Annotated in this window: 20 protein-coding genes; 13 read left to right on the forward strand and 7 right to left on the reverse strand. The window is 70.2% G+C overall.

Features of this window, described 5'->3' with window-relative positions; translation table 11 throughout:
• Nucleotides 1-9: 9 nt before the first annotated feature.
• The 5 genes from M6I34_RS06230 to M6I34_RS06250 form a co-directional block, all read right to left on the reverse strand.
• Nucleotides 10-1,476: an ethylbenzene dehydrogenase-related protein gene (locus M6I34_RS06230; RefSeq protein WP_272484833.1), complete on the reverse strand. Its 1,467-nt coding sequence runs from the start codon at nt 1,474-1,476 to the stop codon at nt 10-12.
• 116 nt (nt 1,477-1,592) lie between these two features.
• Entirely contained in the window at nt 1,593-3,008 is a 1,416-nt protein-coding gene (locus M6I34_RS06235) for a dihydrolipoyl dehydrogenase (protein WP_272484834.1), read from the reverse strand.
• Between the two features lie 70 nt (nt 3,009-3,078).
• Complete coding sequence (locus M6I34_RS06240; protein WP_272484835.1) at nt 3,079-6,195, reverse strand: LVIVD repeat-containing protein; 3,117 nt, start codon at nt 6,193-6,195, stop codon at nt 3,079-3,081.
• 138 nt (nt 6,196-6,333) lie between these two features.
• Complete coding sequence (locus M6I34_RS06245) at nt 6,334-7,029, reverse strand: hypothetical protein (protein ID WP_272484836.1); 696 nt, start codon at nt 7,027-7,029, stop codon at nt 6,334-6,336.
• Nucleotides 7,030-7,779 carry an SDR family oxidoreductase gene (locus M6I34_RS06250; protein WP_272484837.1) on the reverse strand — a complete coding sequence of 250 codons (750 nt, stop codon included), beginning with the start codon at nt 7,777-7,779 and terminating at the stop codon, nt 7,030-7,032.
• A gap of 149 nt (nt 7,780-7,928) precedes the next feature.
• On the opposite strand from M6I34_RS06250, the gene M6I34_RS06255 reads away from it, so the two are divergent.
• On the forward strand, nt 7,929-8,624 hold the full coding sequence (locus M6I34_RS06255) for a cysteine hydrolase family protein (protein WP_272484838.1): 696 nt from the start codon (nt 7,929-7,931) through the stop codon (nt 8,622-8,624).
• A 48-nt stretch (nt 8,625-8,672) separates the two neighbouring features.
• Here M6I34_RS06255 and M6I34_RS06260 read toward each other — a convergent pair whose 3' ends face one another.
• Nucleotides 8,673-10,112: an N-acyl-D-amino-acid deacylase family protein gene (locus tag M6I34_RS06260; RefSeq protein WP_272484839.1), complete on the reverse strand. Its 1,440-nt coding sequence runs from the start codon at nt 10,110-10,112 to the stop codon at nt 8,673-8,675.
• Between the two features lie 353 nt (nt 10,113-10,465).
• On the opposite strand from M6I34_RS06260, the gene M6I34_RS06265 reads away from it, so the two are divergent.
• From M6I34_RS06265 to M6I34_RS06300, 8 genes are all read left to right on the forward strand, one after another.
• The gene (locus M6I34_RS06265) at nt 10,466-12,076 is read left to right on the forward strand and encodes an ABC transporter substrate-binding protein (RefSeq protein ID WP_272484840.1); all 1,611 of its coding nucleotides are present in this window, start codon (nt 10,466-10,468) and stop codon (nt 12,074-12,076) included.
• Between the two features lie 24 nt (nt 12,077-12,100).
• Entirely contained in the window at nt 12,101-13,039 is a 939-nt protein-coding gene (locus M6I34_RS06270) for an ABC transporter permease (RefSeq protein WP_272486618.1), read from the forward strand.
• A gap of 21 nt (nt 13,040-13,060) precedes the next feature.
• A complete protein-coding gene (locus tag M6I34_RS06275) occupies nt 13,061-13,951 on the forward strand; it encodes an ABC transporter permease (protein ID WP_272484841.1) in 891 nt (296 codons plus the stop codon).
• 2 nt (nt 13,952-13,953) lie between these two features.
• The gene (locus tag M6I34_RS06280) at nt 13,954-14,994 is read left to right on the forward strand and encodes an ABC transporter ATP-binding protein (protein ID WP_272484842.1); all 1,041 of its coding nucleotides are present in this window, start codon (nt 13,954-13,956) and stop codon (nt 14,992-14,994) included.
• Between the two features lie 11 nt (nt 14,995-15,005).
• Nucleotides 15,006-16,004, forward strand: a complete 999-nt coding sequence (locus M6I34_RS06285; protein WP_272484843.1) for an ABC transporter ATP-binding protein — start codon at nt 15,006-15,008, stop codon at nt 16,002-16,004.
• Entirely contained in the window at nt 16,004-17,248 is a 1,245-nt protein-coding gene (locus M6I34_RS06290) for a diaminopropionate ammonia-lyase (protein ID WP_272484844.1), read from the forward strand. Before M6I34_RS06285 ends, M6I34_RS06290 begins: the two co-directional genes overlap by 1 nt.
• Nucleotides 17,245-18,525: a Zn-dependent hydrolase gene (locus M6I34_RS06295; protein ID WP_272484845.1), complete on the forward strand. Its 1,281-nt coding sequence runs from the start codon at nt 17,245-17,247 to the stop codon at nt 18,523-18,525. The genes M6I34_RS06290 and M6I34_RS06295 overlap by 4 nt, the downstream gene beginning before the upstream one ends.
• 65 nt (nt 18,526-18,590) lie before the next feature.
• Nucleotides 18,591-19,538 carry an N-carbamoyl-D-amino-acid hydrolase gene (locus M6I34_RS06300; RefSeq protein WP_272484846.1) on the forward strand — a complete coding sequence of 316 codons (948 nt, stop codon included), beginning with the start codon at nt 18,591-18,593 and terminating at the stop codon, nt 19,536-19,538.
• Nucleotides 19,539-19,630: 92 nt separating this feature from the next.
• Here M6I34_RS06300 and M6I34_RS06305 read toward each other — a convergent pair whose 3' ends face one another.
• The gene (locus tag M6I34_RS06305) at nt 19,631-20,560 is read right to left on the reverse strand and encodes a LysR family transcriptional regulator (protein ID WP_272484847.1); all 930 of its coding nucleotides are present in this window, start codon (nt 20,558-20,560) and stop codon (nt 19,631-19,633) included.
• Between the two features lie 117 nt (nt 20,561-20,677).
• On the opposite strand from M6I34_RS06305, the gene M6I34_RS06310 reads away from it, so the two are divergent.
• From M6I34_RS06310 to M6I34_RS06325, 4 genes are all read left to right on the forward strand, one after another.
• Nucleotides 20,678-21,694, forward strand: coding sequence for an NAD-dependent epimerase/dehydratase family protein (locus tag M6I34_RS06310; RefSeq protein WP_272484848.1), 1,017 nt, complete (start codon nt 20,678-20,680; stop codon nt 21,692-21,694).
• A gap of 92 nt (nt 21,695-21,786) precedes the next feature.
• Nucleotides 21,787-22,497: a haloacid dehalogenase type II gene (locus M6I34_RS06315; protein ID WP_272484849.1), complete on the forward strand. Its 711-nt coding sequence runs from the start codon at nt 21,787-21,789 to the stop codon at nt 22,495-22,497.
• A gap of 80 nt (nt 22,498-22,577) precedes the next feature.
• Nucleotides 22,578-24,740 (forward strand): malate synthase G, encoded by a 2,163-nt coding sequence (locus M6I34_RS06320; RefSeq protein ID WP_272484850.1) that lies wholly within the window; start codon nt 22,578-22,580, stop codon nt 24,738-24,740.
• Complete coding sequence (locus M6I34_RS06325; protein WP_272484851.1) at nt 24,737-25,687, forward strand: hypothetical protein; 951 nt, start codon at nt 24,737-24,739, stop codon at nt 25,685-25,687. Before M6I34_RS06320 ends, M6I34_RS06325 begins: the two co-directional genes overlap by 4 nt.
• Nucleotides 25,688-25,721: the final 34 nt, after the last annotated feature.

Raw genomic sequence — 25,721 nt, forward strand, 5'->3', positions numbered from 1 at the left:
CCGAGCCGGTCAGTCGTTGAACTTCGCCTTGATCGTAGCGCTCGAACCCTCCGCCCCGAGCGTGACCGGAAAACTCACGAAGTGCCAGCGGCCGGCCACGTTGTCGTCGTGGATCGCGAAGGCGAAGCTGTAGTTCTGCTGGTCGGGGTTCAGCGAGTGGTCGTCGGCATTCGTCGTTTCCCGATCGCGTTCGAAGACCACGGTCCAGGTGCCGGCTTCCCACTTGCTGTAGGTCTTGACGTTGGTGCGACTGCCGCCGTTGTCCACCAGTGACTCAACCGGCTTGAGCACGCGGCGCGGCAGGATGGCCCCGCCCGGCACGGTCTGCGCGGCGTCGAAGGGCACCGCGTTCTTGCCCGGACCGTCCACGACCAGCGCCGGCAGCGTGTTCCCGAGATCCTCGGCGAACTGCTCGCGCGTCACCATGCTGAAACCGGTCACCGCCTTGTCGTACATCCAGAGCGGGTTGCCGTTCGCATCCAGGTTGTTGGTGCTGAACACGTCGGTGCCGGTGTCGCCGCGCCGGGCGTCGAGCACGTAGGCATCGGTGGCCGACTGCACGGCAGCAGCGCGCCCGCCGCGGAAGTGCCACATGTCCGGGAATTTGAGGGCGAGCTTCAGCGCGTCGAGGTCCAGCGCGGGGATGGTCGGGCCGCCTACCCGACCGTCGACGCGCGTATTGAGCAGGTACTTGCTCGCCGGAGTCGGCACGAAAGCGGCCGCCGCCATCCCGGACTGGTCATTGTGGCAGCTTGCCCAGCAGCCGACGGCGTGAAAGTCCGGAGCGCCGATCGCGGCATCGGCGGTCGTGACGCTGCTGGGCAGGAACAGCATGCTGACCCGGTCCTCGGCGCTGTAGACGTCGTAGTCGTTCGCCAGCGGCTCCTGCTTCTCGATCCCGGTGGTCAGCCACGCCCCCTGCCCCGCGTCGTCGACGACGTAGGTGAGCAGGTCGTGGCTCGCGCCCGGACGCGGGTACTGTGTCCGCCACGAGACTTTCAGGTAGAACTTGCTCGCCGTGTACGCGGCCTGCACCGTGACGTCTCGCGACCCGACCTTGCCCGCCACCGGATCGGCATCCTTGACGACCAGGCTGTCGCCCAGCGCAGCCGGCGCGGGCGCGGTCGAACCGTCGTGACACGAGGCGCACGCCGCCCCCGCCTTGACCGCATCGCTGGCCGACTGCGGGTGGGAGTCGCGAGGCGGGACCCAGTCGCGCACGACGTACTGCCAGCTTCGCTGGGCCGGCGCAAACGCGGTGACGTTCACCGCAGGGCCCCAGGCAAGCGCGTCGGGCGCATCCTTCAGGTAGTCGACGACGACCGACGGGGCCGGGACGGGGGCCGGATCGGGGAGCGGCACCTGCCCGTCGGCGACACTGTCGCTCGAGGAATTGCAGCCGGACAGTATCGTCCCGGCCAGTGCGGCGCCCAGGATCAGCCCCGCTCCGCGGCGACGAAAGAAACTTGCGCTCATGTGCCGTCCCCTCCTGACGAGCGGCCTCTCTCGGCCGCCGATGTTCGACATGCGCAGATCCTATCGGGGGATTCCCGCAAACGGTGCGTGATGACAGACGGGCTTGATGACAAATGTCAGTCCAGCGCCTCGGCCTGGAAGCCACCGCACGCCGAGAGATCCGACACGCCGCCGTCCGGCAGCTGCTTCGCCAGCGCGCGGAACGCGCCGCGCAGGCCCTCCTCGAGCACCGGGTGGTAGACCGGCATCCGCAGCATGTCGGCCACCGTCAGGCCCTGCCCGACCGCGAGCGCCAGCAGGTGCGCCATGTGCTCGCCGCCGGGCACGCACATCGCCGCGCCGAGCAGCCGGCCGCTCGCGCGGTCGGCGTACACGCGCGCGATGCCGCGGTCGCGACCGGTCATCCGCGCGCGGCTCTGGCGACGAAAGTCGGCCTCGCCGACGATCGCGCTCGCCTCGTCGAGCTGGTCGAAGCGCGCGCCCACAGTGGCCAGGTTCGGATCGCAGAAGACGACGCCCATCGGCGTGCGGCGCTCGAAGCACAGCGGCTCGGGGGAGACCGCGTTCAGCCCGGCGATGTGGCCTTCGTCGGCCGCCTCGTGCAGCAGCGCCCGGTCGCCGTTGGCGTCGCCGGCGAGAAAGACCGGCAGGTCGCCGATCCGCATCGTGCCCGGGTCGACCGGCGGCATGCCGCGGTCGTCGAGCTTCACGCCGAGGGCCTCGAGCCCGAGGCCTCCGAGATTCGGCCGCCTGCCGACGGCGGCCAGCACCTTGTCGACCACGATCCGCGCGTCGCCCGCCCGCACCTCGACGCCGTCGCCCGCCGCGGCGAGTTCGACCGCGACGCCGGTGCGAACCGGGAACTCGCGGCCGAGCGCCTCGCGCAGCGCCTCCTCGACTTCCGGATCGGAGAGCCCGGCAAGGCGATCGGCCGCGTCGAAGGCGGATACCTGGATGCCCAGCCGCGACAGCGCCTGCGCGATCTCGACACCGATCGCGCCGAGCCCGACGACCGCGATACGGGGCGGCAGCGACTGCTGCTCGAACAGGGTGTCGGTGGTCAGGATCCGATCGCCCAGCTCGCGCCAGGGCTTCGGCACGACGGGACTGCTGCCGGTGGCCAGCACGATGCTGCGCGCGCGGTATTCGCGGCCGGCCACCTCGATCCGGTCGGGCGCGAGCAGCCTGGCCCGGCCGGCGATGCTGCGCTCGCCGAGCCTGTCGGTGAGCTTCAGCGTGCCGGCCACGAAGTCGTCGCGCAGCGCGCGAACCCGCGCGAGCACCGCCGGCAGGTCGGCCGACAGGCCGGCCGCGCCGCGGATGCCCATCTCGTCGAAGACCACGCGCTTGTGAAAGGCGTTGGCCGCCTCGATCAGCACCTTGGACGGCATGCAGCCCACCCGCGCGCAGGTGGTGCCGTACGGGCCGTCGTTGACCAGCAGGAAGCGCTCGGTGCGCTTGCCGATTTCCCTGACCGCCGCCAGGCCGGCAGAGCCGGCGCCGACCACGATCGCGTCGAGCGATTCGGTCATCGTCGTCTCCCTGACGGGCCTGCGGAGGCAAGGGCGACCTGCGCCGCCGCCCCCTGCGCGCCCGGAGCGGTTACTTGAACACGGCGAGCCCCCCGGCGCCGTCGGCCACGTAGACCCTGCCATTGGCGACGGCCGTGGCCGAAGCGCTGCCGACCGTGTCCTGGATCGCCATCATCTGCGGGTTCGCCGGATCGCTCCAGTCGAGCTTGACCACGCCGGCGGCGCCGTAGGCGACGTAGAACAGCAGGCGGGGCGCATCGAGCGTGTAGGTGTTGCTACCGTCGCTCAGCAGCACGTTGGCCGGGAAATACTGCGGGGTCATGAACAGCGCCCCGCCGTCCGCGGTCTCGTACCCGGCGACGCTCTGCAGCCTGAACCGGCCCACCGACTCCGGCCGGCAGTCGACCGCGCGGCCCTGCTTGGCCGACAGCGCGGTCACGTCGGTCACGTCGGCGCAGGCGCCCTCCGGCTGCCCGACCGGCTGGAACTCGACCACCGGCTGGATCAGGTCGGCGATGCTGTAGGCCACGAGACCGAAACTGTCGTAGCTGAAGAACACGTGGTCGCCGACCACGTGCACGTCGACGCTCTTGCCGTCGGCCGAGCCGACCTTGTCCTCGTCGTACTTCTTCGGCTCGAAGGTCTTGATCAGCTTCAGTCCGGGCACGACGCCGTTGACCAGCAGGTCGGTCACCTCGACCACCGACACGCCGTAGGCGCCGGCCGCCACGAAGGCATACATGCGCGCCGTCTGCGGGTCGGTCCAGAGCTTCACCGACGAGCTCCGGCCCAGCGGCGGTCGCCCGGGTTCGGTGCCGCCGATGTTGGCCACCAGGTGCGCCGAGGTCCCGGCGGCGGGATCCGCCGTCACGTCGTACACGGTGAGACCGTTGCCGCCATCGGCCACCAGCGCGTACTTGCCGTGGAAGGCCACGCCGTACGCATGGTCCTGGCTGTTCACCGCGGTGATCTTCTTGTCGACCGTGTACAGATCGGTGCTGTGCTCGAAGATGTCGCTGGCGGTCAGCGTGAGCAGCGTCGGCGCGCCCGGCGCCGCGAAGGGCACGCCGGACACGTCGACCCGGCGCATGCCCAGGCTCTGCGACATCACGTAGGCCTTGCCCGGTTCCTCGCCGAAATAGACCTTGAACGCGTGCGGCGTGGGCAACACGCCGTTGACCGGGTACTCGGCCTGCAGCGTGTTGGCGACCAGGCGCAGATCGTCGGTCGGCACGCCGCCGGAGGCGATCCGCCAGACGCTTATGCCGTGCGGCCCGTCCGCCAGGTAAGCGTGCTCGCCCGACACGGTCACGCCCTCGGCGTGGCCGATCGCGATCGGCTGGGTCGCCGAACCGTCGGCGGCAGCGCCGACCTCCGCGGTGCTCACGTGCCGCACCGGCACCTCGAAGTAGTCGGTCAGCGCCGTGCCCGAGAAGCCCTTGATGTCGATGAAGTTCAGGCCGCCGCCTCCGGTCGCCTGCACCACGTCGACCTGTCCGGCGGCACCGGCGTCCATGCCCGGCATCAGGAACAGCGCCCCACCGTGGCCGCTGATCTCGCCGGAGACCAGCTGCACCGGCCCAATGAAGCTGCTGCCGTCCAGCGTGACGAACTTCGGCATCGACTCGTCGGAGCCGGACAGCGTGACCGGCGTCATGTCGTAGGACGTGACGAACTCGTAGTCGGGCCAGTAGGGCTCCGGGAAGATGTCGTTGTCGAACGGGGCGCCGGCGTTCCGCCAGCGCGCACCGGGATCTTCGGCACCTTCGACGACCACCAGCCCGGCGAAGTGATCGGAGTAATAGGCCTTGTGGCCGCCCGCGTCGGCGACGACCCGCACGTCGACCACGCCCGCTTCCTTCAGCATGCCGGACCCGAAGTGCGGGAACAGGCTGCGGGCCTGCGTGCCCGTCGGCCTTTCGGCGCCGTGCGCGGGAACCGCCGCCACGTAGCCGGCGTAGCTCGGGGCGGCGTTCTCGGGGTCGCTGACGTCGACGGCGACCAGCCCGCCGAGCGAGTACGCAATGTAGGCCATCGTGCGCGCCGGTTGGCCGCCGGCCGCCGGCAGATTGACGATGTCCAGCGCCCGCGCCTTGTAGTAGTACTTGCCGTAGCGGTCGAAGCTGGCCCACGGCGCGCACCAGTCCGGGTTCTTGCAGATCGAGGTGTCGATGCCGCTCTCGCGCCACAGCGTGTTGATCTCCCACTCGGCCTGCTGCCAGGTCGGCATGCCGGTGTCCGGGTCGAGGTAGGTCGGCGCCGCCACCGAGGCGCTGAGGCTGCGCGCGCCGAACCAGTCCTCGCTGACCGTTTCGTCGGTGTACAGGTTGTACCGCGCGGGCCTCACGTAGCCCGCGTTGGCGGGGTCGTAGACGGTCAGGTCGGCCGGATCGTAGATCGCGATGCCGAGAAAGCCCAGGGCCGCGTAGAGCCTGAGCTTGCCGGCCCCGTCCTGGTGAAGCTTCAGGCTCTCGGGGCCACCCCACGCGATCTCCCCAGCGTACTGCAGCGTCCACAGTTCCGAGTCGACGAGCAGCGTGCCGTCGGCCTCGGTGACCGGCGCGGGCAGCAGGTTGGACAGGCGGGTCTTGTGGATGCCGAACGCGCCGTTGGCGATCAGCAACTGGTTCACACCCGCTTCCTCGTAGACCGCGAGATCGGTGATCGATCCCGCAGTGCCGGCGATCGTCGCGCCGGCCACCGGGTTCCCGCCACCGTCCACGTAATCGACCCCGGTCTTCTCGTAGTTCACGTTGATCACGTGCACGAGGCTCATCGCGGCAGGGTTCGACAGGTCCACTACGCCGATGCCCTTCTCGCCCATCGACAGCAGCGCATAAGGCGTTCCCTCGTGCGTGACCGGCGTGATGTGCAGGATGTAGCCCGGCACGGTGATCTCCGCGGCGGCGGCCTTGGTCGTTCCGATCGGCGTCGCAGCGAAGCGGTTGGCCATGCTGAACAGGGCCCACTCGGTGCCGGCGGCGTCCTTGTAGTAGCTCGTGGCAGCGGTCGCGCCACCGATCTGGGCAACCTGCGTGTCGAGCTTGGCCTCGATGATCACGGTCGGCGCGACGCCGTCGGAGCCGGAACCGCAGCCGGCCAGTCCGAGAACGGTCAGCGAAGCGGCCAGCAAGGCAAGAGGCCGCAGCTTCGATGCGGCAGCGAACGCGGTCGGGAGGAACTTCATTGGCGTCTCCAGCGGTGAGCTCTGGCATCGCCTTGCATGGCAATGCTCGGTCACCCCGAATTTAAGGGCCGCCCCTACGACTTTCCCTGCGCTCGATCAATTTCCGGGTATCCGGAGGCCCCGGAAGGCGCACCAGGTTCACCCCGAATGTGACGATTGATACGCTGCGCGCCGGCTCAGTGCTCGCGCCAGACTCGCCCCCAGCCCGGCTCCGCATTCGGCCTGGACTTCGGCGATCGCCTCGTCGAGCCTGCCGCCCTCGTCGCGGGTCCATTCGGCAATGTGCAGGAACGCGCCGTCGAATGCATCGACCGCGCACCCCTCGTGCCAGGCCGCGGTCGGCAGGTTCAGCGCCCCCTCCCCGCTCAGCACCTGCCCGAGGGGAACGATCTTCGCCACGATCCCGGCCTGCAGTCGATACCGCCACAGATCCGGCGGAAGGCGCCGGTAGACGAGCTTCCAGGTGGCGTGCAGGAACAGCACCGGCTGGGCCGGATCGAGGCGCAATGCACCGACCTCCCGGCCCACTGCGATCCCGGTCGAGCCGTTGGCCAGCAGCGGGTTGGCGGCGACGATTCGCTCGGCGACGCCCATCAGCGGGCGGACCGGATCGAAGCGCTCGACCACCGGGTCGCCCCGCCGCTCGAGCCCGAGAACCTTCAGTTGCTCGTCCATCCGAAAGCCGGCGGGCGCGAACACGACGAACCGGTGCGGCTGCGCCAGGAAGGCGTCGAGCATCTGCCGACGCGCGGCCGGCTCGCCGATCGTGGCGGCGCAGCCGGTCAGCATCGCGAGCGCGCCGGCGCAGAGCGCCAGCCTGGCCAGCCAGCGCACTCAGGCCTTCCCGGAGGCCCCCAGTTCGCGCAGGTCGGCGACCGGCTGCTCGCCGAACGCATCGCCCAGCAGGTGCCCGACGATCCGCCCCGCGCACTCGTCGGCGCTGACCAGGACCCCGTCGCGCTTCATCGCCTCGAAGCGCTCCCGCACCGGAAACCGCTCGAGGTCGGTAGAGCGGATCTCGGCCTGCATGTCGGTGTCGATCACGCCGGGCGCAAGGCTGCAGATCCGCAGGCCGGGGGTCTTGTCCAGCACGACCGCGCGGGCATGATGATCGAGCGCCGCCTTCGTGGCGCAGTAGACCGACCAGCCCGGATACACGTGCCGCCCGGCCCCGCTGGAAACGTTCAGCACCCGGCAGTCCGTGCCCGGCCGGCAGCGCGCGACGAATGCGGCCGACAGCATCAGCGGCGCCGCCACGTTCAGCGCGACCGCCTTCGACACCGCGGCGGCGCCCTGCGAGGGCAAGGGACCGATCGGCTGGACCGTGCCCGCGTTGTTCACCAGCAGCGCGGTGCCGGCGTCGGCCAGCCACGCGTCGAGCGCGCCGCCGTCGATCCACTGCGCCAGCGCGGCGGCGTCGGCCAGGTCGATCTCGACCTGCTCGAGCAGCTCGGGGTGGTGCCCGGCCAGGTTGTCGTTGCGGGCTCTGGCGAGCCCGAGCACGGCGATGCCGCGCCCGAGCAGCTTCGAGGCGATCGCGGCGCCGAGGCCGCGGGAATGTCCGGTGACGATTGCCTTGATCATGTCCGAAGGATAACGTCTCCCCGCCCACGAACACCATCACCGCCGGGACGACCCGGCACCACGCTCGGCACGCACGCCGAGCCGATCGCAGCCGCGCGCGCCCCGCCGGGCGCACCGCCCAGGACTCCTGACCGACCCACGGAGCACCGATGAACTGGAAGACCGCCTACCGATCGATCTACTACCAGGGCGCACCCGAGCCGGCAGACCCCGCGCTCGACCCGCGAACGACCGCGCTGCTGGTCATCGACGTGCAGAACACCTATCTGGAGCGCCCGGACAGGGCGAGCCTCTCCGAGGAAGGCCGGCGCGTCTACGACGCCTGGACGCCTTTTCACGAACGCATGAACCGGCAGGTGATCCCCCGCACCCGGCGGCTGCTCGACCTGTTCCGCGCGCGGGGCATCGAGTGTCTGTTCGCGCGGATAGCCTGCCAGACCCGCGACGGCCGCGACCGCTCGCTGAGCCAGAAGAAGCCGGGCTGGAACAACCTGCTGCTGCCGAAGGACGAGCACGCTTCGCAGATCGTGCCCGAGCTGGCGCCGCTGCCCGACGAGATCGTCGTCACGAAGACCACCGACTCGGCGCTGACCGGCAGCAACCTGCGGCTGATCCTGCACAACCTGGGCATCCGCACCGTGGTCTGCTGCGGGATCTTCACCGACCAGTGCGTGTCTTCCACCGTGCGCAGCCTGGCCGACGAGAGCTTCGAGGTGCTGGTGCTGGAAGACTGCTGCGCGGCCGCTTCCGACGAGCTCCACCGCAAGGAGCTCGAGATCGTCAACATGATCTACTGCCACGTGATGTCGAGCGACGAGCTGCTCGACCTGATGAAGCTCGGCTGAACCGCGGGCGGCTCCGCCGGCTGGCGGACCCGGCGCGCGGCGCCTTCTTCAGCGCCCGCGCCGGATCGCGGTGCCCGCCCGCGCGCCGGTGTGCCCGCCTGCGGTCCAGCTCTCGACGCCGTTCACGAACACCGACACGATGCCGGCTGCCGGGCTCACCGGCTTCGCGAAGGTAGCCGTGTCGGCGACCGTGTCGGGGTCGAAGACCACCAGGTCGGCGGCGTAGCCGGGCCGCACAAGGCCGCGCCCGGCCAGCCCGAAGCGCCCGGCGGAAAGCCCGGTCATCTTGTGCACCGCAGTCTCGAGCGGGAACAGCTTGCGCTCGCGGGCATAGTGCCCGAGCACGCGCGGGAACGCGCCCCACAGGCGCGGGTGCGGGAACAGGTCGTGCGGCAGGCCGTCGGAACCGACCATGGTTTCCGGGTAGGCCAGGATGCGCTCGACATCGGCCTCGTCCATCATGAAGTAGATCGCGCCGGCTGGCTGCAGAAGCTCGACTGCCGCGGCGGGCGCCACGCCCAGCTCGGCGGCGATCGCGTCGAGGTAGCGGCCCGCGAACTCGGGCCGCGGCGTGGACCATGTGACCAGCGTGCTCGCGGCGATGTTGGCCGCATCGGCGCGCAGGATCGTCGACGAGGCCGCGTACGGATAGCAGTCGAGGCAAACGTCGGCGCGCTTGCGGGTCTCGTCGAACAGCGCGAGCGTCTCGGAGGAGCGGCCGAAGTTGGCCTTGCCGGCGAGCTTGTGGTGCGAGATCACCTGCCGAACGCCGAGTTCGGCGGCGATGCCGAAGGCCTCCCGCATCGCCTGCAGCACGCCGTCGGTTTCGTCGCGGATGTGCGAGGCGATGAGCGCGCCGCTGCCGCGCAGCGGCTCGAGCACCCGGCGGATCTCGTCGGCCGTGGCGGCCGACGCCGGCCCGTAGTAGGTGCCGGTGGACGCGCCGATCGCGCCCGCCTCGATCGCCTCCGCGACCAGCGCCTGCATCGCGGCGATCTCGGCGCCGGTGGCCGGGCGGTCGAGCGCGGCCATCGTCCGCACCCGCAGCGTGGTGTGGCCGACCAGCGCCGCGCAGTTCACGCTGGGCGGGCTCGCGTCGAGCGCGGCGAAGTAATCGGCGAAGGAGCCGAAGCGCCGGCCGTCCTCGACCTCGGCGACCAGGTTGATCGGCGGCACCGCCTCGGCATCGCCGAGCGGCGCCAGGCTGATGCCGCAATTGCCGGCGATCACCGTGGTCACGCCCTGGCTGAGCTTGGGCGTCATCGACGGATCGGACAGCAACAGGCGATCGTCGTGCGTGTGGACGTCGATGAAGCCCGGCGCGAGCGCGAGGCCGTCCAGGTCGCGCACGCTCGCCGCGTCGCCGGGATCCAGCCGGCCGACCGCCGCGATCCGCCCGCCGGCCAGCGCCACGTCGGCGCTGGCGGCCGGCGCGCCGCTTCCGTCGATCAGGTGCGCACCGCGCAGCAAAAGGTCCCAGGCAGCCATTCTCACCTCGTCCGGTTGGTCGATCGCCCGCCAGTCTGGGCTCGCCCGGCGCGCGCCGCAAGCCGGCCGGGCCCGACCGGGGTCCTGCCGTTCCGGTCGGCACCGAATGCGTGCTCCGCGCACCGTTTCCGGGACAGGCTTTCCGGCACTCCCGTGCCTCGTCTGGACTTGCCGGCCCCGGCGCACTAAAGTGGGGCCCGCACGCGCGGAGGAGGCACGACATGCGTGCACAAAGGAGGCCGAAGGCGGCAAAACCGGACCCGGAACCACCGGGCACGCGCCTTGCTTCACCAGAGTCTCCGGAAAGCTCGGGCCCTGTCGCGTCCGCGTTCCATCAAATCCTGGGGGAATCCATGAATCAGAAGTTCTCGTCCCGACCGATCGCGGGCGCGCTGGCTCGCGCGACCTTCTCGCTGGTCGCCGCCGCCACCTTCGCGGTCGCCGCGCCGGCCTTCGCGCAGCAGAAGGTCCTTAAGTTCGTTCCCGAAGCCGATCTGCGCAGCCTCGATCCGATCTGGACCACGGCCTACATCACCCGCAACCACGGCTACATGATCTACGACGTGTTGCTGGCGGTGGACGAGAACTTCAACGTCAAGCCCCAGATGGTCGACAAGTGGGAGATCAGCGCCGACAAGCTGACCTACACCTTCACGCTGCGCGACGGCCTGAAGTTCCACGACGGCCAGCCGGTCCGCTCGGCCGACTGCATCGCGTCGATCGAACGCTGGGCCAAGCGCGACGTCTTCGGCCAGAAGCTCGGCGAGATGACCAAGAGCTGGACCGCGGTCGACGACAAGACCTTCAAGCTCGAGCTCAAGCAGCCCTTCGCCTACGTGCTCGACGCGCTGGCCAAGCCCTCGTCGAACGTGCCGTTCATCATGCCGGAGCGCCTGGCCAAGACCGACGCGTTCACGCAGGTGACCGAGGCGATCGGCTCGGGCCCCTTCAAGTTCGTCAAGGAAGAGTGGGTCCCGGGCAGCAAGGTCGTCTACGTCAAGAACACCGACTACAAGCCGCGCTCGGAACCGCCGTCCTGGGGCTCGGGCGGCAAGGTGGTCAAGGTCGACCGCGTCGAGTGGATCTACATCCCCGACTCGGCCACCGCGGCCGCGGCGCTGAACGCCGGCGAGGTCGACTGGTGGCAGCAGCTGCCGCCCGACCTGATCCCGCTGCTGTCGAAGAACAAGGAGGTCAAGGTCGAGAACGTCGACCCGCTCGGCTCGATCGGCCTGATGCGCTTCAACCAGCTGCAGCCCCCGTTCAACAACGTGAAGCTGCGCCAGGCGGTGCTGTCGGTCGTCAACCAGCAGGACTACGCGCTGGCGATCGCCGGCGATCCGAAGAGCGGCAAGCCCTGCCCCTCGGTGTTCACCTGCGGCACGCCGCTGTCGAACACCGCGGGCTCCGAGGTGCTGACCGGCAAGCGCGACGTGGCCAAGGCCAAGCAGCTGGTCAAGGAGTCGGGCTACAAGGGCGAGAAGGTCGTGCTGATGACCGCCACCGACCAGCCGATCGTGCACGCCCAGGCGCTGGTCACCTCGGAGCTGCTGCGCTCGATCGGCATCAACGTCGAGCTGGCCGCAAGCGACTGGGGCACGCTGATCACGCGGCGCTCGTCGAAGGAGCCGATCGACAAGGGCGGCTGGAACATCTTCCACACCTGGTTCGTCGGTCCCGACCTGGTCAACCCGGCGCTGAACACGCCGCTTCGCGGCGCGGGCGAGAAGTCCTGGTTCGGCTGGCCGAACGATCCGAAGCTCGAGGAGCTGCGCGACGCCTGGTTCGCCGCAGGCTCGGCCGCCGAGCAGAAGAAGCTGGCCGAGGAGCTCCAGAAGCGCGCGTTCGAGACGGTGCCGTTCATCCCGACCGCGCAGTTCATCATCCCGACCGCCTACCGGACGAACATCACCGGCATCATCAAGTCGCCGGTCACGTTCCTGTGGAACGTCGAGAAGAAGTGAACGTGATCCGCTGAGGCAGTCTTGATCTACTACATCGTCAAGCGACTGCTCGCGACCATCCCCGTCATGGGGGTGGTCGCGCTGTTCGTGTTCTCGCTCCTCTACCTGAGCCCCGGCGATCCGGCGGCGGTGATCGCCGGCGACATCGCAACCGAGGAAGACATCGCCCGGATCCGCGCCTCGCTGGGCCTGGACCAGCCCTACCTGGTGCGCTTCGGACACTGGCTCGGCGCGCTGGCGCAGGGCGACCTGGGCACCTCGATCTTCACCAACCTGCCGGTCACGCAGCTGATCGCGCAGCGGGTCGAGCCCACGATCGCGCTCACGCTGTGCACGCTGATCGTGTCGATCGTGATCGCGGTGCCGCTCGGCGTGATCGCCGCGGCGCGCGCCGGCGGCTGGATCGACCGGCTGGTGATGGCGGTATCGGTCATGGGCTTCTCGGTGCCGGTGTTCGTTCTCGCCTACGTGCTGATCGCGGTGTTCTCGATCCAGCTCGAGTGGCTGCCGGTGCAGGGCTACAAGAGCATCACCGAAGGCTTCGTGCCGTTCATCCGGCACATGATCCTGCCGAGCGTGGCGCTGGGCATCGTCTACATGGCGCTGATCGCGCGGATCACCCGCGCCAGCATGCTCGACGTGCTCTCGCAGGACTACGTCCGCACCGCGCAGGCCAAGGGCCTCGCGCCGCAGACCGTGCTGGTCGGCCATGCGCTCAAGAACGCAGCGGTGCCGGTCGTGACCATCATCGGCATCGGCGTCGCGCTGCTGATCGGCGGCGTGGTCGTCACCGAGACCGTGTTCGCGATCCCGGGCATCGGCCGGCTGACGGTCGACGCGATCCTGCGCCGCGACTACCCGATCATCCAGGGCGTCACCCTGCTCTTCTCCGCGGTCTACGTGATCGTGAACCTGCTGGTCGACCTGTCGTACACGCTGTTCGACCCGCGCATCCGCTACTGATCCGCCACTGACCGAGTCCCGATGAGTTCCGCGACCGCAGTTCCCGCGGCTGCCTCGGCGCAGCCCGATTCGCCCCGCAAGAGCCGGTTCCGGGATGCGCTGCGGCGCCATCCAACCGCGATCTTCGGCGGCGTCGTCCTCGTGCTGATGGCGCTGGTCGCCATCCTCGCGCCCTGGCTCGGCACCACCGACCCGCTGGCGCTGTCGCCGATCAGGCGGCTTCGCCCGCCCGGCGAGCAATGGTGGTTCGGCACCGACATGCTGGGCCGCGACGTCTACAGCCGCGTCGTCTACGGCGCCCGCGTGTCGCTGTCGGTCGGCCTGGCGGTCGCGATCCTCAGCTCGATCGTCGGGCTGGCGATCGGCCTGTTCACCGGCTTCGTGCGCTGGGCCGACGCGATCGTGATGCGGGTGATGGACGGGCTGATGTCGATCCCGTCGGTGCTGCTGGCGATCGCGCTGATCGCGCTGACCGAGGCGAGCCTTCAGAACGTGATCATCGCGATCACGATCACCGAGATCCCGCGCGTGGTGCGGCTGGTGCGCAGCCTGGTGCTGACGCTGCGCGAGCAGCCCTACGTGGAGGCCGCGATCGCGTCGGGCACCCGGCTGCCCCGCATCCTCTGGAAGCACATCCTGCCCAACACGATGGCGCCGCTGCTGGTGCAGGCGACCTACATCTGCGCGTCGGCGATGATCACCGAGGCGATCCTCAGCTTCATCGGCGCCGGCACGCCGCCGAACATCCCGAGCTGGGGCAACGTGATGGCCGAGGCGCGCAGCCTGTTCCAGATCGCCGGCTACCTGATCTTCTTCCCTGGCCTGTTCCTGTCGCTGACGGTGCTGGCCGTGAACCTTCTCGGCGACGGCATGCGCGATGCGCTCGACCCGCGCCTGGCGCGCCGGATGTGAGCATGAGCGAGACCAAGCCCCTTCTCCGGGTCGCCGACCTGAAGACCCACTTCGAGAACCGCGACGGCATCGTTCGCGCGGTCGACGGCGTCTCCTTCGACGTGATGCCCGGCGAGACGCTGGCAGTGGTCGGCGAGTCCGGCTGCGGCAAGAGCGTGACCTCGCTGTCGATCCTGCGGCTGATCCCGACGCCGCCGGCGCGCATCCTGCCCGGCAGCCGGATCGAGTTCGACGGCCGCAACCTGCTCGAGCTGTCCGACGCCGAGATGCGCGAGATCCGCGGCAACGAGATCTCGATGATCTTCCAGGAGCCGATGACCTCGCTGAACCCGGTGCTGACGATCGGCCGGCAGATCTCCGAGGCGCTGGTGCTGCACAAGGGCATGACCAGGCAGCAGGCCACCGAGCGCGCGATCGAGATGCTCAGGCGGGTCAACATTCCAGAGCCGGCGCGGCGCGTCACCCAGTACCCGCACGAGCTGTCGGGCGGCATGCGCCAGCGGGTCATGATCGCGATGGCGCTGGCCTGCGAGCCGCGCCTGCTGATCGCCGACGAGCCGACCACCGCGCTCGACGTGACGATCCAGGCGCAGATCCTCGACCTGATGCGCGACCTGCGCGACGACACGCACGCGTCGATCATCCTGATCACCCACGACCTGGGCGTCGTCGCCGAAATGGCGCAACGGGTCGTGGTCATGTACGCCGGCCGCAAGGTCGAGGAGGCGCCGGTGAGGCAGCTGTTCGCGGTGCCCCGCCATCCCTACACCCGCGGCCTGCTCGACTCGATGCCCAAGCTCGGCGAGTCGCTGGCCGGCCACGACCGGCAGCGGCTCACCGAGATCCCCGGCATGGTGCCCTCGCTGAAAACCGAGATGCCGGGCTGCCTGTTCGCGCCGCGCTGCGCCTTCGCCACCGAGCGCTGCAGCCGCGAGGTGCCGCCGCTGAAGGACTACGGCGACGGGCACCTTTCGGCCTGCTGGGAGTCCGATCGCGTTGCCGAGCTCGCGTCGGCCAGCGCCACGCAAGGGAGCGCCGCCTGATGAGTGCCGTGATGAAAGAGCGCACTGCCGCGGTCGGCGTCGCGCCGTCCGACGCGCTGCTGGAGGTCCGCGACCTCTGCAAGCATTTCGACGTCAAGCAGGGCCTGTTCGGCCGCGGCGGCGCCAAGGTGCGCGCGGTCGACGGCGTGAGCTTCTGGATCCGCGAAGGCGAGACCCTGGGCCTGGTCGGCGAGTCGGGCTGCGGCAAGTCGACCACCGGCAAGATGATCCTTCGGCTCACCGAGCCGACCAGCGGCACGATCAGCTGGCGGGGCCGCCAGATCGAGAAGCTGCCCGCTTCGCAGGTGCGGCCCTTCCGGCGCGAACTGCAGGCCGTGTTCCAGGACCCGTACTCGTCGCTGAACCCGCGCATGCGCGCCGCCGAGATCGTGGCCGAGCCGCTGCGCAACTTCGAGTCGCTGCCGCAGAAGCAGATCGACGAGCGGGTCGCGGCGCTGTTCGACCGGGTCGGCCTGCGGCCCGACCAGCTGGTCAAGTACCCGCACGAGTTCTCGGGCGGCCAGCGCCAGCGCCTGGGCATCGCCCGCGCGCTGTCGGTGCAGCCGAAGCTGATCGTCTGCGACGAGCCGGTCTCGGCGCTCGACGTGTCGGTGCAGGCGCAGGTGATCAACCTGCTGATCGACCTGCAGGAAGAGTTCAGGCTCTCCTACCTGTTCGTGGCGCACGACCTGGCGGTGGTCGAGCACATCAGCCACCGCGTGGCGGTGATGTACCTGGGCAAGATGGTCGAGATCGCGCCCAAGCGCGAGATCTTCGCCGCGCCCCGGCATCCGTACACCGAGGCGCTGCTGTCGGCGGTGCCGGTGCCCGACCCCACCGTCGAGAGAAAGCGGATAATCCTGAAAGGCGACGTCCCGAGCCCGATGAAACCGCCGTCGGGATGCCGCTTCCACACCCGCTGCCCGTACGCCGAGGAGCGCTGCAAGGTCGAGGAACCCGCGCTGCGCGAGATCGAGCCGGGCCACTTCGTCGCCTGCCACCTTCGCTGATGAACACCCTTCCCGACAAGATCGAACCGGGCGCCCAGGCCCGGGCCGTCGCCAACCCGAATGCGGCCCCGCCGTCCGAGCCCTACGGCGCGGCGCGCTCCGAAGTGATGAGCGCCGCGCAGTTCCGGGCCGCGCTGGCCGAGATCTCCAGCTGGCCCGGCTACGCGCGCACGCCGCTCACCGGGCTGCCCGGCCTGGCAGCGGCGCTCGGCCTGGCGCAGGTCCACTACAAGGACGAACGCGGCCGCTTCGGCCTGCGCAGCTTCAAGGCGCTGGGCGGCGCCTACGCGGTGTCGAACGTACTGCGCAGGAAGATCGCGGCGGCCAAGGGGCTCGCGGCCGTCTCGTCGGCCGACCTGCTGTCGGGCGCGCACGACGACGTCATTCGCGGTGAAACCGTCACCTGCGCCACCGACGGCAACCACGGCCGCTCGGTCGCCTGGGGCGCGCAGCTGTTCGGCTGCGGCTGCGTGATCTTCGTGCACGAGGCGGTGAGCCAGGGCCGGCGCGACGCGATCGCGCAATACGGCGCGCAGGTCGTCGAGGTCAAGGGCAACTACGACGACGCGGTCCGCCACGCGGCGCAGCAAGCCGCCGCCAACGGCTGGACCGTCGTTTCCGACACCTCCTACCCTGGCTATCGCGAGATCCCGACCGACGTGATGCACGGCTACGGCGTGATGGCCGCCGAGATCGCCGACCAGATGCCGGGAGGCGAGCCGCCGACCCACGTGTTCGTGCAGGCCGGGGTCGGCGCGCTGGCCGCCGCGATCTGCGCCGATTTCTGGATACGCTGGGGCGAGCGACGGCCCTGCTTCGTCGTGGTCGAGCCGCTGTCGGCCGACTGCGTCTACCGCAGCCTGGAAAAGGGCGAGCAGGTGGTCGTGCACGGCTCGCTCGACACGGTAATGGCGGGCCTGGCCTGCGGCGAGGTGTCCGACCTGGCCTGGGCGATCCTGCGCGGCGGCGCGAATGCGGCGATCGCTGTCGACGACCGCTACGCGCTGGCCGGCATGCGGCTGTTCGCGGATCCCTTGCCCGGCGATCCGGCGATCGTTTCCGGCGAGACCGGCGCGTCGGGCCTGGCCGCGCTGCTGGCCGCGCGCGACCACCCGGGGCTGGCGGCCACGCTTCGGCTCGACGCGAACTCGCGCGTGCTGCTGCTGGGCAGCGAGGGCGACACCGACCCGGCGATCTACCGGCAGGTCGTCGGCCGCGCCGCCGAAGAGGTGGCGCCGGCATGAGCTGCTGCGAGCGTCACGGTGCCGCGGGCCCGGTCGCCGTCGACCCCGCGCTGGCGGGGCTGAGGATCCGCCCCGAGCGCCTGCTCGGCCGGCTGGAGCAGCTGGCCGCGATCGGCCGCACCGACGAGGGCGCCTGCTGCCGGCTCGCGCTGACCGACGAGGACAAGGCGGGGCGCGACCTGCTCGTGTCCTGGATGCGCGAGCTGGGCCTGGAAGTTCGCGTGGACCGGATCGGCAACGTGTTCGGGCTGCGTCGCGGCACCGAGGACCTCTCCCCGGTGATGAGCGGCTCGCACATCGACACGGTGCGCACCGGCGGGCGCTTCGACGGCAACCTGGGCGTGATCGGCGCGCTCGAGGCGATCGAGACGCTGAACGACGCCGGCGTGCGCACCCGGCGGCCGCTGGTCGTGGGCGTGTTCACCAACGAGGAAGGCGCGCGCTTCGCCCCCGACATGATGGGCTCGCTGGTCTACGTGGGCGGCCTGCCGCTGAAGGAGGCGCTGGACACGGTCGGCATCGACGGCAAGCGCGTGGGCGACGAGCTGGCCCGGATCGGCTACGCCGGCGACGCCGGCCTGGGCCTGTACCGCCCGCACGCCTTCGTCGAGCTGCACATCGAGCAGGGCCCGGTGCTGGACATCGAAGGCGTGCGGATCGGCGCGGTCGAGAGCCTGCAGGGCATCTCCTGGCAGGAGGTCACGATCACCGGCCAGTCGAACCACGCCGGCACCACGCCGATGCGGCTTCGCCACGACGCCGGCTACTGCGCGGCGGCGATCGGCACGAAGCTGCGCGAGATCGCCCGCGAGCTGGGCGGCGACCAGGTCTGCACGATGGGCCTGGTCAAGCTGCACCCGAACCTGATCAACGTGATCGCGGCCCGCGCCACGGTCACCGTCGACATCCGCAACACCGACGAGGCCACGCTGCGCGAGGCCGAGCGCCGCTTCGCCGCCTTCCTCGAAGAGCTCGCCGCCGCCGAGGGCGTGAAGATCGAGACCCGCCGCCTGGCCCGCTTCGAGCCGGTGCAGTTCGACGACGGCATCGCACACCTGGTCGAGCACCACGCCGGGCGGCTCGGGCTGTCGTGCCGGCGCATGACCTCGGGCGCCGGCCACGACGCGCAGATGCTCGCCCGGATCTGCCCGACCGCGATGATCTTCGTGCCGAGCATCGGCGGCATCAGCCACAACCCGGCCGAGGACACCCGCCCCGAGGACCTCGCCGCCGGCACCGACGTGCTGCTGCACACGCTGCTCGAGCTGGCGAGCTGAGCGCGGCTCAGCCGGCCGGCGCATCCCGAACCGCCGCGAACCTCACCATCAACGGAAGACAAGGCATGTCCCGCATCGTCACCGTCGGCGCCGCACAGCTCGGCCCGATCGCCCTGAAGGAATCCCGCGCCGAGGTCGTCGAGCGCCTGCTCGCGCTGATGCGCCAGGCCAAGGCTCACGGCTGCGACCTGGTCGTGTTCCCCGAGCTCGCGCTGACCACCTTCTTCCCGCGCTGGTACTTCGAGCACCAGGAAGAGATCGACGCCTTCTTCGAGCGCCGGATGCCCGGCCCGGAAACCCAGAAGCTGTTCGACGCCTCGCGCGAGCTGGGCATCGGCTTCTACCTCGGCTACGCCGAGCTGACCGAGCAGGACGGCCGCCCGCGCCGCTTCAATACCTCGATCCTGGTCGACAAGGCCGGGAAGATCGTCGGCAAGTACCGCAAGATCCACCTGCCGGGCCACCACGAGCACGAGCCCTGGCGCGCCTTCCAGCACCTGGAGAAGCGCTACTTCGAGCGCGGCGACCTCGGCTTCCCGGTCTACCGCGCCTTCGGCGGGCTGATGGGGATGGCGATCTGCAACGACCGACGCTGGCCCGAGACCTACCGGGTGATGGGCCTGCAGGGCGTGGAGATGGTGCTGCTCGGCTACAACACGCCGGTGCACAACCCGCCTGCGCCAGAGCACGACGCGCTGTCGAACTTCCACAACTCGCTGGTCATGCAGTCGGGCGCCTACCAGAACGGCACCTGGGTGGTCGGCGTGGCCAAGGCCGGCCGCGAGGAAGGCGTGGACCAGATCGGCAACTCGGTCATCGTGGCGCCTTCGGGCGAGATCGTGGCCGCCTGCTCCACGCTGGGCGACGAACTGGCGATCGCGCGCTGCGACCTGGACCTCACCAAGTCCTACAAGAACACCACCTTCAACTTCGCACGGCATCGCGAGCCGGACCAGTATCGGATGATCGTCGAGCGGAAGGGCGCGGAGCCGCCGCCCGAGGGGAACGCGTGAATAAATCTACTGCGCGGCCCGATCTCGCACCTGCGATGCTCGCCGTACTCCTCCGTACGGCTGCGCTTCTCGGCGCGACCTCGGGCCGCTCGCTACGATTTCTTCACGCGTTCCGGGTTGCTTCCACTTAGGTCTGCGAGCCGCTCGGGAATTCGCGCGGCCAGGAAGTCGTAGACTCGCCTGACCACGCGGTTGCCGCGAATCTCGCGGTGCACCGCCAGCCAGCAGGGCAGCGGCGGGATCCTCAGCTGCGGCAGGATCCGCCGCAGCCCCTGCTGGCCCGCCACCGTGTAGTGCGCGAGAAAGCCGATTCCCGCGCCTTCGGCCACCAGGCGGCCGTAGGCGATGTGGTCGTCGGTGCGCAGCGCGAAGGCCTCGCGGGCGATCGGCAGGCCCAGCGCGGCGAACCCCCGCAGGATCGTGTCGTCGCGATCGTGGCCGACCAGCCGATGCGCAGCCAGGTCCTCCGGGCTGCGCGGCTCGCCGGCGCGGGCCAGGTAGCGCTCGTGCGCATAGGCGCCGACCCCGATCTCCGCCAGCTTGCGAGCCACCAGCGAGCCCTGGGCCGGCCGAACCATCCGGACCGCGATGTCCGCCTCGCGGCGCAGCAGGTTGCTCAGTGCGTTGGACGCGACCAGCTCCACCTGGACGCCGGGCTCGGCCAGCTGCAGCTCGGCCAGCAGCGGCGGCAGCAGCCAGGCCGCGGCCACCTGGCTCGCGGTGACCCTGACTACGCCGGTGGCCATGTCGCGCTGCCGGGCCAGGGCGCGCTCCAGGCCGAGCGCGCCCTCCTCCATCTGCCGCGCGGCATCGGCGATCGCCAGCGCTGTGGCGGTCGGCACCACGCCGCGACCGGTGCGCTCGAACAGCGGCGCGCCGAGTTGCGCCTCCAGTTCGGCGACGTGCCGGCTGAGCGTCGGCTGCGTGGAGCCGATCGCGCGGGCCGCACCCATCAGGCTGCCGGCGTCGAGAACGGCGAGGAAGCTGTGGACAAGGGTCCAGTCGAAGCGTTGCGTGCCCATACCGAATCGTATGGCTGGAATACGCTGCCAGGCAATTGTCGGATGGCCTTCGGGCGACGACACTTCGAGGCGTCGCAACACCGATCGCCCGCCGGGCGAACCGAAGGAAGGCCCGTCATGAACCCGAATGCCAAGGTCCCGGACACCCGCACCGTGCTCGTCCTCGGCGCCAACGGCCGCTTCGGCGCCGCTGCCTCGAAGGCCTTCGCCGCTGCCGGCTGGAAGGTGCTCGCCCAGGCGCGCCGCGCGCCGGCCGCGCTTCCGCCCGGCGCCCGCCACCTCGCCACGCCGCTGGCCGACCTCGAAACCATGGCCGCCGAGGCGCGCGGCGCCGATACGGTCGTCTACGCGGTCAACCCGCCCTACACCCGCTGGGCCGAGCAGGCGCTGCCACTCGCGCGCGCCGGCCTGGCGCTGGCCGAACGGCTGGACGCGCGCCTCATGATCCCGGGCAACGTCTACAACTTCGGCGAGGCGATGCCGCCGCTGCTTCGCGAGGACACGCCGCAGGACGCCACGACCCGCAAGGGGCGGATCCGGGTCCTTATGGAGCGCGAGCTGGAGGGGCGCGCGGCCGCCGGCCTTCGGGCGATCGTGATCCGGGCCGGCGACTTCTTCGGGGGCGGCACCGGCAGCTGGCTCGACCTGGTGATCGCGAAGTCCTTGCGCGCCGGGAGGCTGGTCTATCCTGGGCCGACCGACCTGCCGCACGCCTGGGCCTACCTGCCCGACCTGGCGCGGACCTTCGTCGCGGTCGCGGAGCGTACGGACCTGCCCGCCTTCGAACGGCTCCATTTCGGCGGGCACACGCTGACCGGCGCCGAACTGCTGCGCGCCATCGAGCGGGCTGCCGAGGCGGGCGGCATTCGGCCGGCCAAGGGCTGGCGGCACGGCGCCGTGCCCTGGCCCCTGCTTCGCGCGGGCGGCTGGTTCGTCCCGATGTGGCGGGAGATCTCCGAAATGGCCTACCTGTGGCGCGTGCCGCACGCGCTGGACGACTCGCGCCTGAGGCACACGTTCGCGGCGCTGCCTGGCACCCCGATCGACGCCGCCATCGGGAGCGCGCTGGCCGCGCTGGGACTGATCGGCAGCGGACCTGCCACGAAATGCCCGGTGGAAGCCGCTCTTTCTTGACCGATCTTTACGGAAAAGTCCAAACTCCTTAGGCGATTAGGTACTTTTTCGGCGGAAATCGAGCCGCTATTCTTCGTCACAGGAGAATGCCCATGGCTCGATCCCCCGATTCCTTCGCCGCAGTGCCGATCAAGGCCGTCGTTTTCGACGCCTACGGCACGCTTTTCGACGTGCATTCGGTGGCGAGCCTGGCCGAGCAGCTGTTCCCCGGCAAGGGCGACGCGCTGTCCCAGTCGTGGCGGCAGAAGCAGCTCGAGTATTCGTGGCTGCGCGCGATGTCGGGCCGCTACAAGCCCTTCTGGGACATCACTCGCGACGCGCTGCACTTCTCGGCCGAGCGCCTCGGGCTGCCGCTGCCGGCCGAATCCGAGCGACGGCTGATGAACCAGTACTCCAGCCTGTCGGCCTTCCCCGAGAACCTCGGCGCCCTGCGCGCGCTGAAGGCGGCGGGCCTGCCGCTCGGCATCCTGAGCAACGGCAACCGCGACATGATCGAGGTTTCGGTGCGCAGCGCCGGCATGACCGGCCTGTTCGACCACCTGCTCTCGTCCGAACAGGTCGGCACATTCAAGACCATGGACAGCGTCTACGCGCTCGCGCCCGAAGCCTTCGGCTGCCGCGCGCGCGAGATCCTGTTCGTTTCCTCGAACTGCTGGGACGCGATCGGCTCTCGCTGGTACGGCTTCACCAGCTTCTGGATCAACCGCGGCGGCGCGCCGCTGGACCGGCTCGACACCGAGCCGGACCACACCGGAAGCCTGCTCACCGACGTGCTGCCGGTGGCGAAGCCGGCCGCCGCCTGATCCGCCGCCATCCGAACTGCCTGCCCGACCCCCTGGCCCGGCACCCCGTCCACCATCCATTCGACTCCCGGAGACATCCCATGACCGACCGCATCGAGAAATTCGGCCTGCAGGTGGCCCGCCCCCTGTACGACATGATCGAGAACGAGGCGCTGCCGACGACCGGCGTGTCCTCGGACCAGTTCTGGAAGGGGCTGTCCGACCTGGTCCACGAGAAGGGCCCGAAGAACCGCGCGCTGCTCGCGAAGCGCGACGAACTGCAGGCGAAGATCGACGCCTGGCACCGCGAGCGCCGCGGCAAGCCGCACGACGCCACCGCCTACAAGGCCTTCCTGGTCGAGATCGGCTACCTGGTCCCCGAAGGTCCGGCCTTCGCGGTCGACACCGCCAACGTCGATCCCGAGATCGCCAGCATTCCCGGCCCGCAGCTGGTCGTGCCGGTGATGAACGCCCGCTACGCGCTGAACGCCGCGAACGCTCGCTGGGGCAGCCTGTACGACGCGCTGTACGGCACCGACGCGATGGGCGATTCCCCGCAGCCCGGCGGCTACGACCCGGTGCGCGGCGCGCGCGTGATCGCCTGGGCCAAGCACTTCCTCGACGGCGCGGCGCCGCTGGCCCGCGGCAGCCACGCCGACGCGACCGGCTATCGCGTGGCCGGCGGCAAGCTGGTCGTCGACACCGCGGCCGGCGAGACCGGTCTGGCCGACCCGTCGCTCTTCGCCGGCCATGCCGGCGACGCGGCCGCCCCGTCCGCGATCCTGCTGCGCCACAACCGGTTGCACGTCGAGATCCGGATCGACCGCAAGCACCAGATCGGCAAGACCGACAAGGCGGGCGTGGCCGACGTGATGATGGAAGCCGCGGTCACCACGATCATGGACTGCGAGGACTCTGTCGCCGCGGTCGACGCCGAGGACAAGGCGCTCGCCTACCGCAACTGGCTGGGCCTGATGCGCGGCGACCTGGTGGAAACGGTGGCCAAGGGCGGCGGCAGCTTCGAGCGAAAGCTGAACCCCGACCGCGCCTACACCGCGCCCGACGGCTCCGCCCTCTCCCTGAAAGGCCGCTCGCTGATGCTGGTGCGCAACGTGGGCCACCTGATGACCAACCCCGCGGTGCTCGATCGCGACGGCAACGAGGCCCACGAGGGCCTGCTCGACGCGATGTGCACCGTGCTGATCGCGATGCACGACCTCAGGAAGACCGGCGGCGCGCGCAATTCCACGCAGGGCTCGGTCTACGTGGTCAAGCCGAAGATGCACGGCCCCGAGGAGGTCGCGTTCGCCGACGAGATCTTCACGCACGTGGAGAAGGCGCTCGGCCTGCCGCAGAACACGGTGAAGATCGGCATCATGGACGAGGAGCGCCGCACCACGGTGAACCTGAAGGAATGCATCCGCGCGGCGAAGTCGCGGGTGGCATTCATCAACACCGGCTTCCTCGACCGCACCGGTGACGAGATCCACACCTCGATGGAGGCCGGCGCAATGGTCCGCAAGGCCGACATGAAGGCCCAGCCCTGGATCGCCGCCTACGAACTGGCCAACGTGGACATCGGCCTGGAGTGCGGCCTGGCCGGCAAGGCCCAGATCGGCAAGGGAATGTGGGCGATGCCCGACCTGATGGCAGCGATGCTCGAGCAGAAGATCGGCCATCCGCAGGCCGGCGCCAACTGCGCCTGGGTGCCCAGCCCGACCGCGGCCACGCTGCACGCGACCCACTATCACAAGGTCGACGTGCTGGCCCGCCAGGCCGAGATCGCCAAGCAGGGGCGCCGCGGCGAGCTCGACCACATCCTGATGATCCCGGTCGCGAAGGACCCGAACTGGACCGAGGCGGAGATCACCGCCGAGCTCGAGAACAACGCGCAGGGCATCCTCGGCTACGTGGTGCGCTGGGTCGACCAGGGCGTGGGCTGCTCCAAGGTGCCCGACATCAACAACGTGGGCCTGATGGAAGACCGCGCCACCTGCCGGATCTCGTCGCAGCACATCGCCAACTGGCTGCACCACGGCGTGGTCGCCAAGGACCAGGTCATGGACGTGATGAAGCGGATGGCCGCGGTCGTGGACAAGCAGAACGCCGGCGACCCGCTGTACCGGCCGATGGCCCCGTCCTTCGACACGGTGGCCTTCAAGGCGGCCTGCGACCTGGTCTTCGAGGGCACGACGCAGCCCGCGGGCTACACCGAGCCGATCCTGCATCGGCGCCGGCTGGAGTTGAAGGCGTCGATGGCTTGAGCGTCGTTCGCCGTTCAGAGAAAGAGCCCGCTCCGGCGGGCTTTTTTTCGGCCATCATGGTCAGTGTGGCCTGGAGAAACCGAATGATTGCCCGGCGCCTGGCATGCCCGGCCGCCTTCGCCGCGGCGATGGCACTCTTCGCCGGCTGCGCGCTGCCGCCGCCGCCGGGCGCGTTCGTCGAGGTAGCGGTCGTGCGACCGAGCGAGATCCCGGCTTCACGACCCCTGGTCGCGGTGCCGGTCCGGTGGGACGCCCTGCTTCACGGCACCGCGCCGGCCCAGGATTGCGGCATCGAGCGCTGCGCGAGCGATCCCGGCGGATGGCACGCGCGCTGCCTGGCACCGCGCGCGACGGACGCGGCCCGCCAGATTCGAAGCCGGCTGCTCGCAGGCGACCGCTGGCACGCCGCGGCCCTGGCCAGCCTGGCCGGCGTGCCCGCGGACCACGGCCCCGCATTGCCGCCTTTATGCGACGAGGATCGCCTCCTTCAGCAGGCGGCCGCCGCGATCGTGCGGGCAGTGGGCGAGCTCGCGGCGACCGAGGCGACGGCCGCATGCCCGGCGCTCGCGCTTCGACGCGTCGTGTTCGGTCTTTACGAGATCGACCGGTCGAAGGAGAGCTTCGGGGAATGGCTCCGGTACGACTATCCCTCCGTCGTCGGCGGGAGCTTTCTCGGTATCCTGACGGGCGCCGTCGCAATGCCGGCCGGCGACATCCTCAGCCGCGTCGCAACGCTGGAGCTGGCCCTCGCTCGCAGCGGACCCGGCCGTGCGCAGCTTCCCGACCTGGAGCTGGCCGTGAGAGGCGGCGCCAGCGTGAGAATCGCGTCGGGCAAGGTGCTCGACGCGAGCAACCCGCCTCCTGCGGAACTCGTGCCGGTCGCGCTGGGCGACGCGATCGGCGAGCTCTCCCGCGCATTGCGCGCCTTCGCCGACGCCGGCTGCTGACAGGCCACGCGCGCCGCGGCGCTGGACGCCTGCG

Source organism: Zeimonas sediminis (assembly GCF_023721795.1).
Classification (GTDB): domain Bacteria; phylum Pseudomonadota; class Gammaproteobacteria; order Burkholderiales; family Burkholderiaceae_E; genus Zeimonas; species Zeimonas sediminis.

What these genes read in the sequence shown, in the direction of transcription:
- M6I34_RS06240 (WP_272484835.1), bottom strand. Translation starts at nt 6,195, where the DNA reads ATGAAGTTCCTCCCGACCGCGTTCGCTGCCGCATCGAAGCTGCGGCCT.
- M6I34_RS06275 (WP_272484841.1), top strand. Translation starts at nt 13,061, where the DNA reads ATGAGTTCCGCGACCGCAGTTCCCGCGGCTGCCTCGGCGCAGCCCGAT.
- M6I34_RS06250 (WP_272484837.1), bottom strand. Translation starts at nt 7,779, where the DNA reads ATGATCAAGGCAATCGTCACCGGACATTCCCGCGGCCTCGGCGCCGCG.
- M6I34_RS06260 (WP_272484839.1), bottom strand. Translation starts at nt 10,112, where the DNA reads ATGGCTGCCTGGGACCTTTTGCTGCGCGGTGCGCACCTGATCGACGGA.
- M6I34_RS06295 (WP_272484845.1), top strand. Translation starts at nt 17,245, where the DNA reads ATGAGCTGCTGCGAGCGTCACGGTGCCGCGGGCCCGGTCGCCGTCGAC.
- M6I34_RS06235 (WP_272484834.1), bottom strand. Translation starts at nt 3,008, where the DNA reads ATGACCGAATCGCTCGACGCGATCGTGGTCGGCGCCGGCTCTGCCGGC.
- M6I34_RS06315 (WP_272484849.1), top strand. Translation starts at nt 21,787, where the DNA reads ATGGCTCGATCCCCCGATTCCTTCGCCGCAGTGCCGATCAAGGCCGTC.
- M6I34_RS06230 (WP_272484833.1), bottom strand. Translation starts at nt 1,476, where the DNA reads ATGAGCGCAAGTTTCTTTCGTCGCCGCGGAGCGGGGCTGATCCTGGGC.
- M6I34_RS06310 (WP_272484848.1), top strand. Translation starts at nt 20,678, where the DNA reads ATGAACCCGAATGCCAAGGTCCCGGACACCCGCACCGTGCTCGTCCTC.
- M6I34_RS06255 (WP_272484838.1), top strand. Translation starts at nt 7,929, where the DNA reads ATGAACTGGAAGACCGCCTACCGATCGATCTACTACCAGGGCGCACCC.
- M6I34_RS06280 (WP_272484842.1), top strand. Translation starts at nt 13,954, where the DNA reads ATGAGCGAGACCAAGCCCCTTCTCCGGGTCGCCGACCTGAAGACCCAC.
- M6I34_RS06305 (WP_272484847.1), bottom strand. Translation starts at nt 20,560, where the DNA reads ATGGGCACGCAACGCTTCGACTGGACCCTTGTCCACAGCTTCCTCGCC.
- M6I34_RS06265 (WP_272484840.1), top strand. Translation starts at nt 10,466, where the DNA reads ATGAATCAGAAGTTCTCGTCCCGACCGATCGCGGGCGCGCTGGCTCGC.
- M6I34_RS06290 (WP_272484844.1), top strand. Translation starts at nt 16,004, where the DNA reads ATGAACACCCTTCCCGACAAGATCGAACCGGGCGCCCAGGCCCGGGCC.
- M6I34_RS06300 (WP_272484846.1), top strand. Translation starts at nt 18,591, where the DNA reads ATGTCCCGCATCGTCACCGTCGGCGCCGCACAGCTCGGCCCGATCGCC.
- M6I34_RS06285 (WP_272484843.1), top strand. Translation starts at nt 15,006, where the DNA reads ATGAAAGAGCGCACTGCCGCGGTCGGCGTCGCGCCGTCCGACGCGCTG.
- M6I34_RS06320 (WP_272484850.1), top strand. Translation starts at nt 22,578, where the DNA reads ATGACCGACCGCATCGAGAAATTCGGCCTGCAGGTGGCCCGCCCCCTG.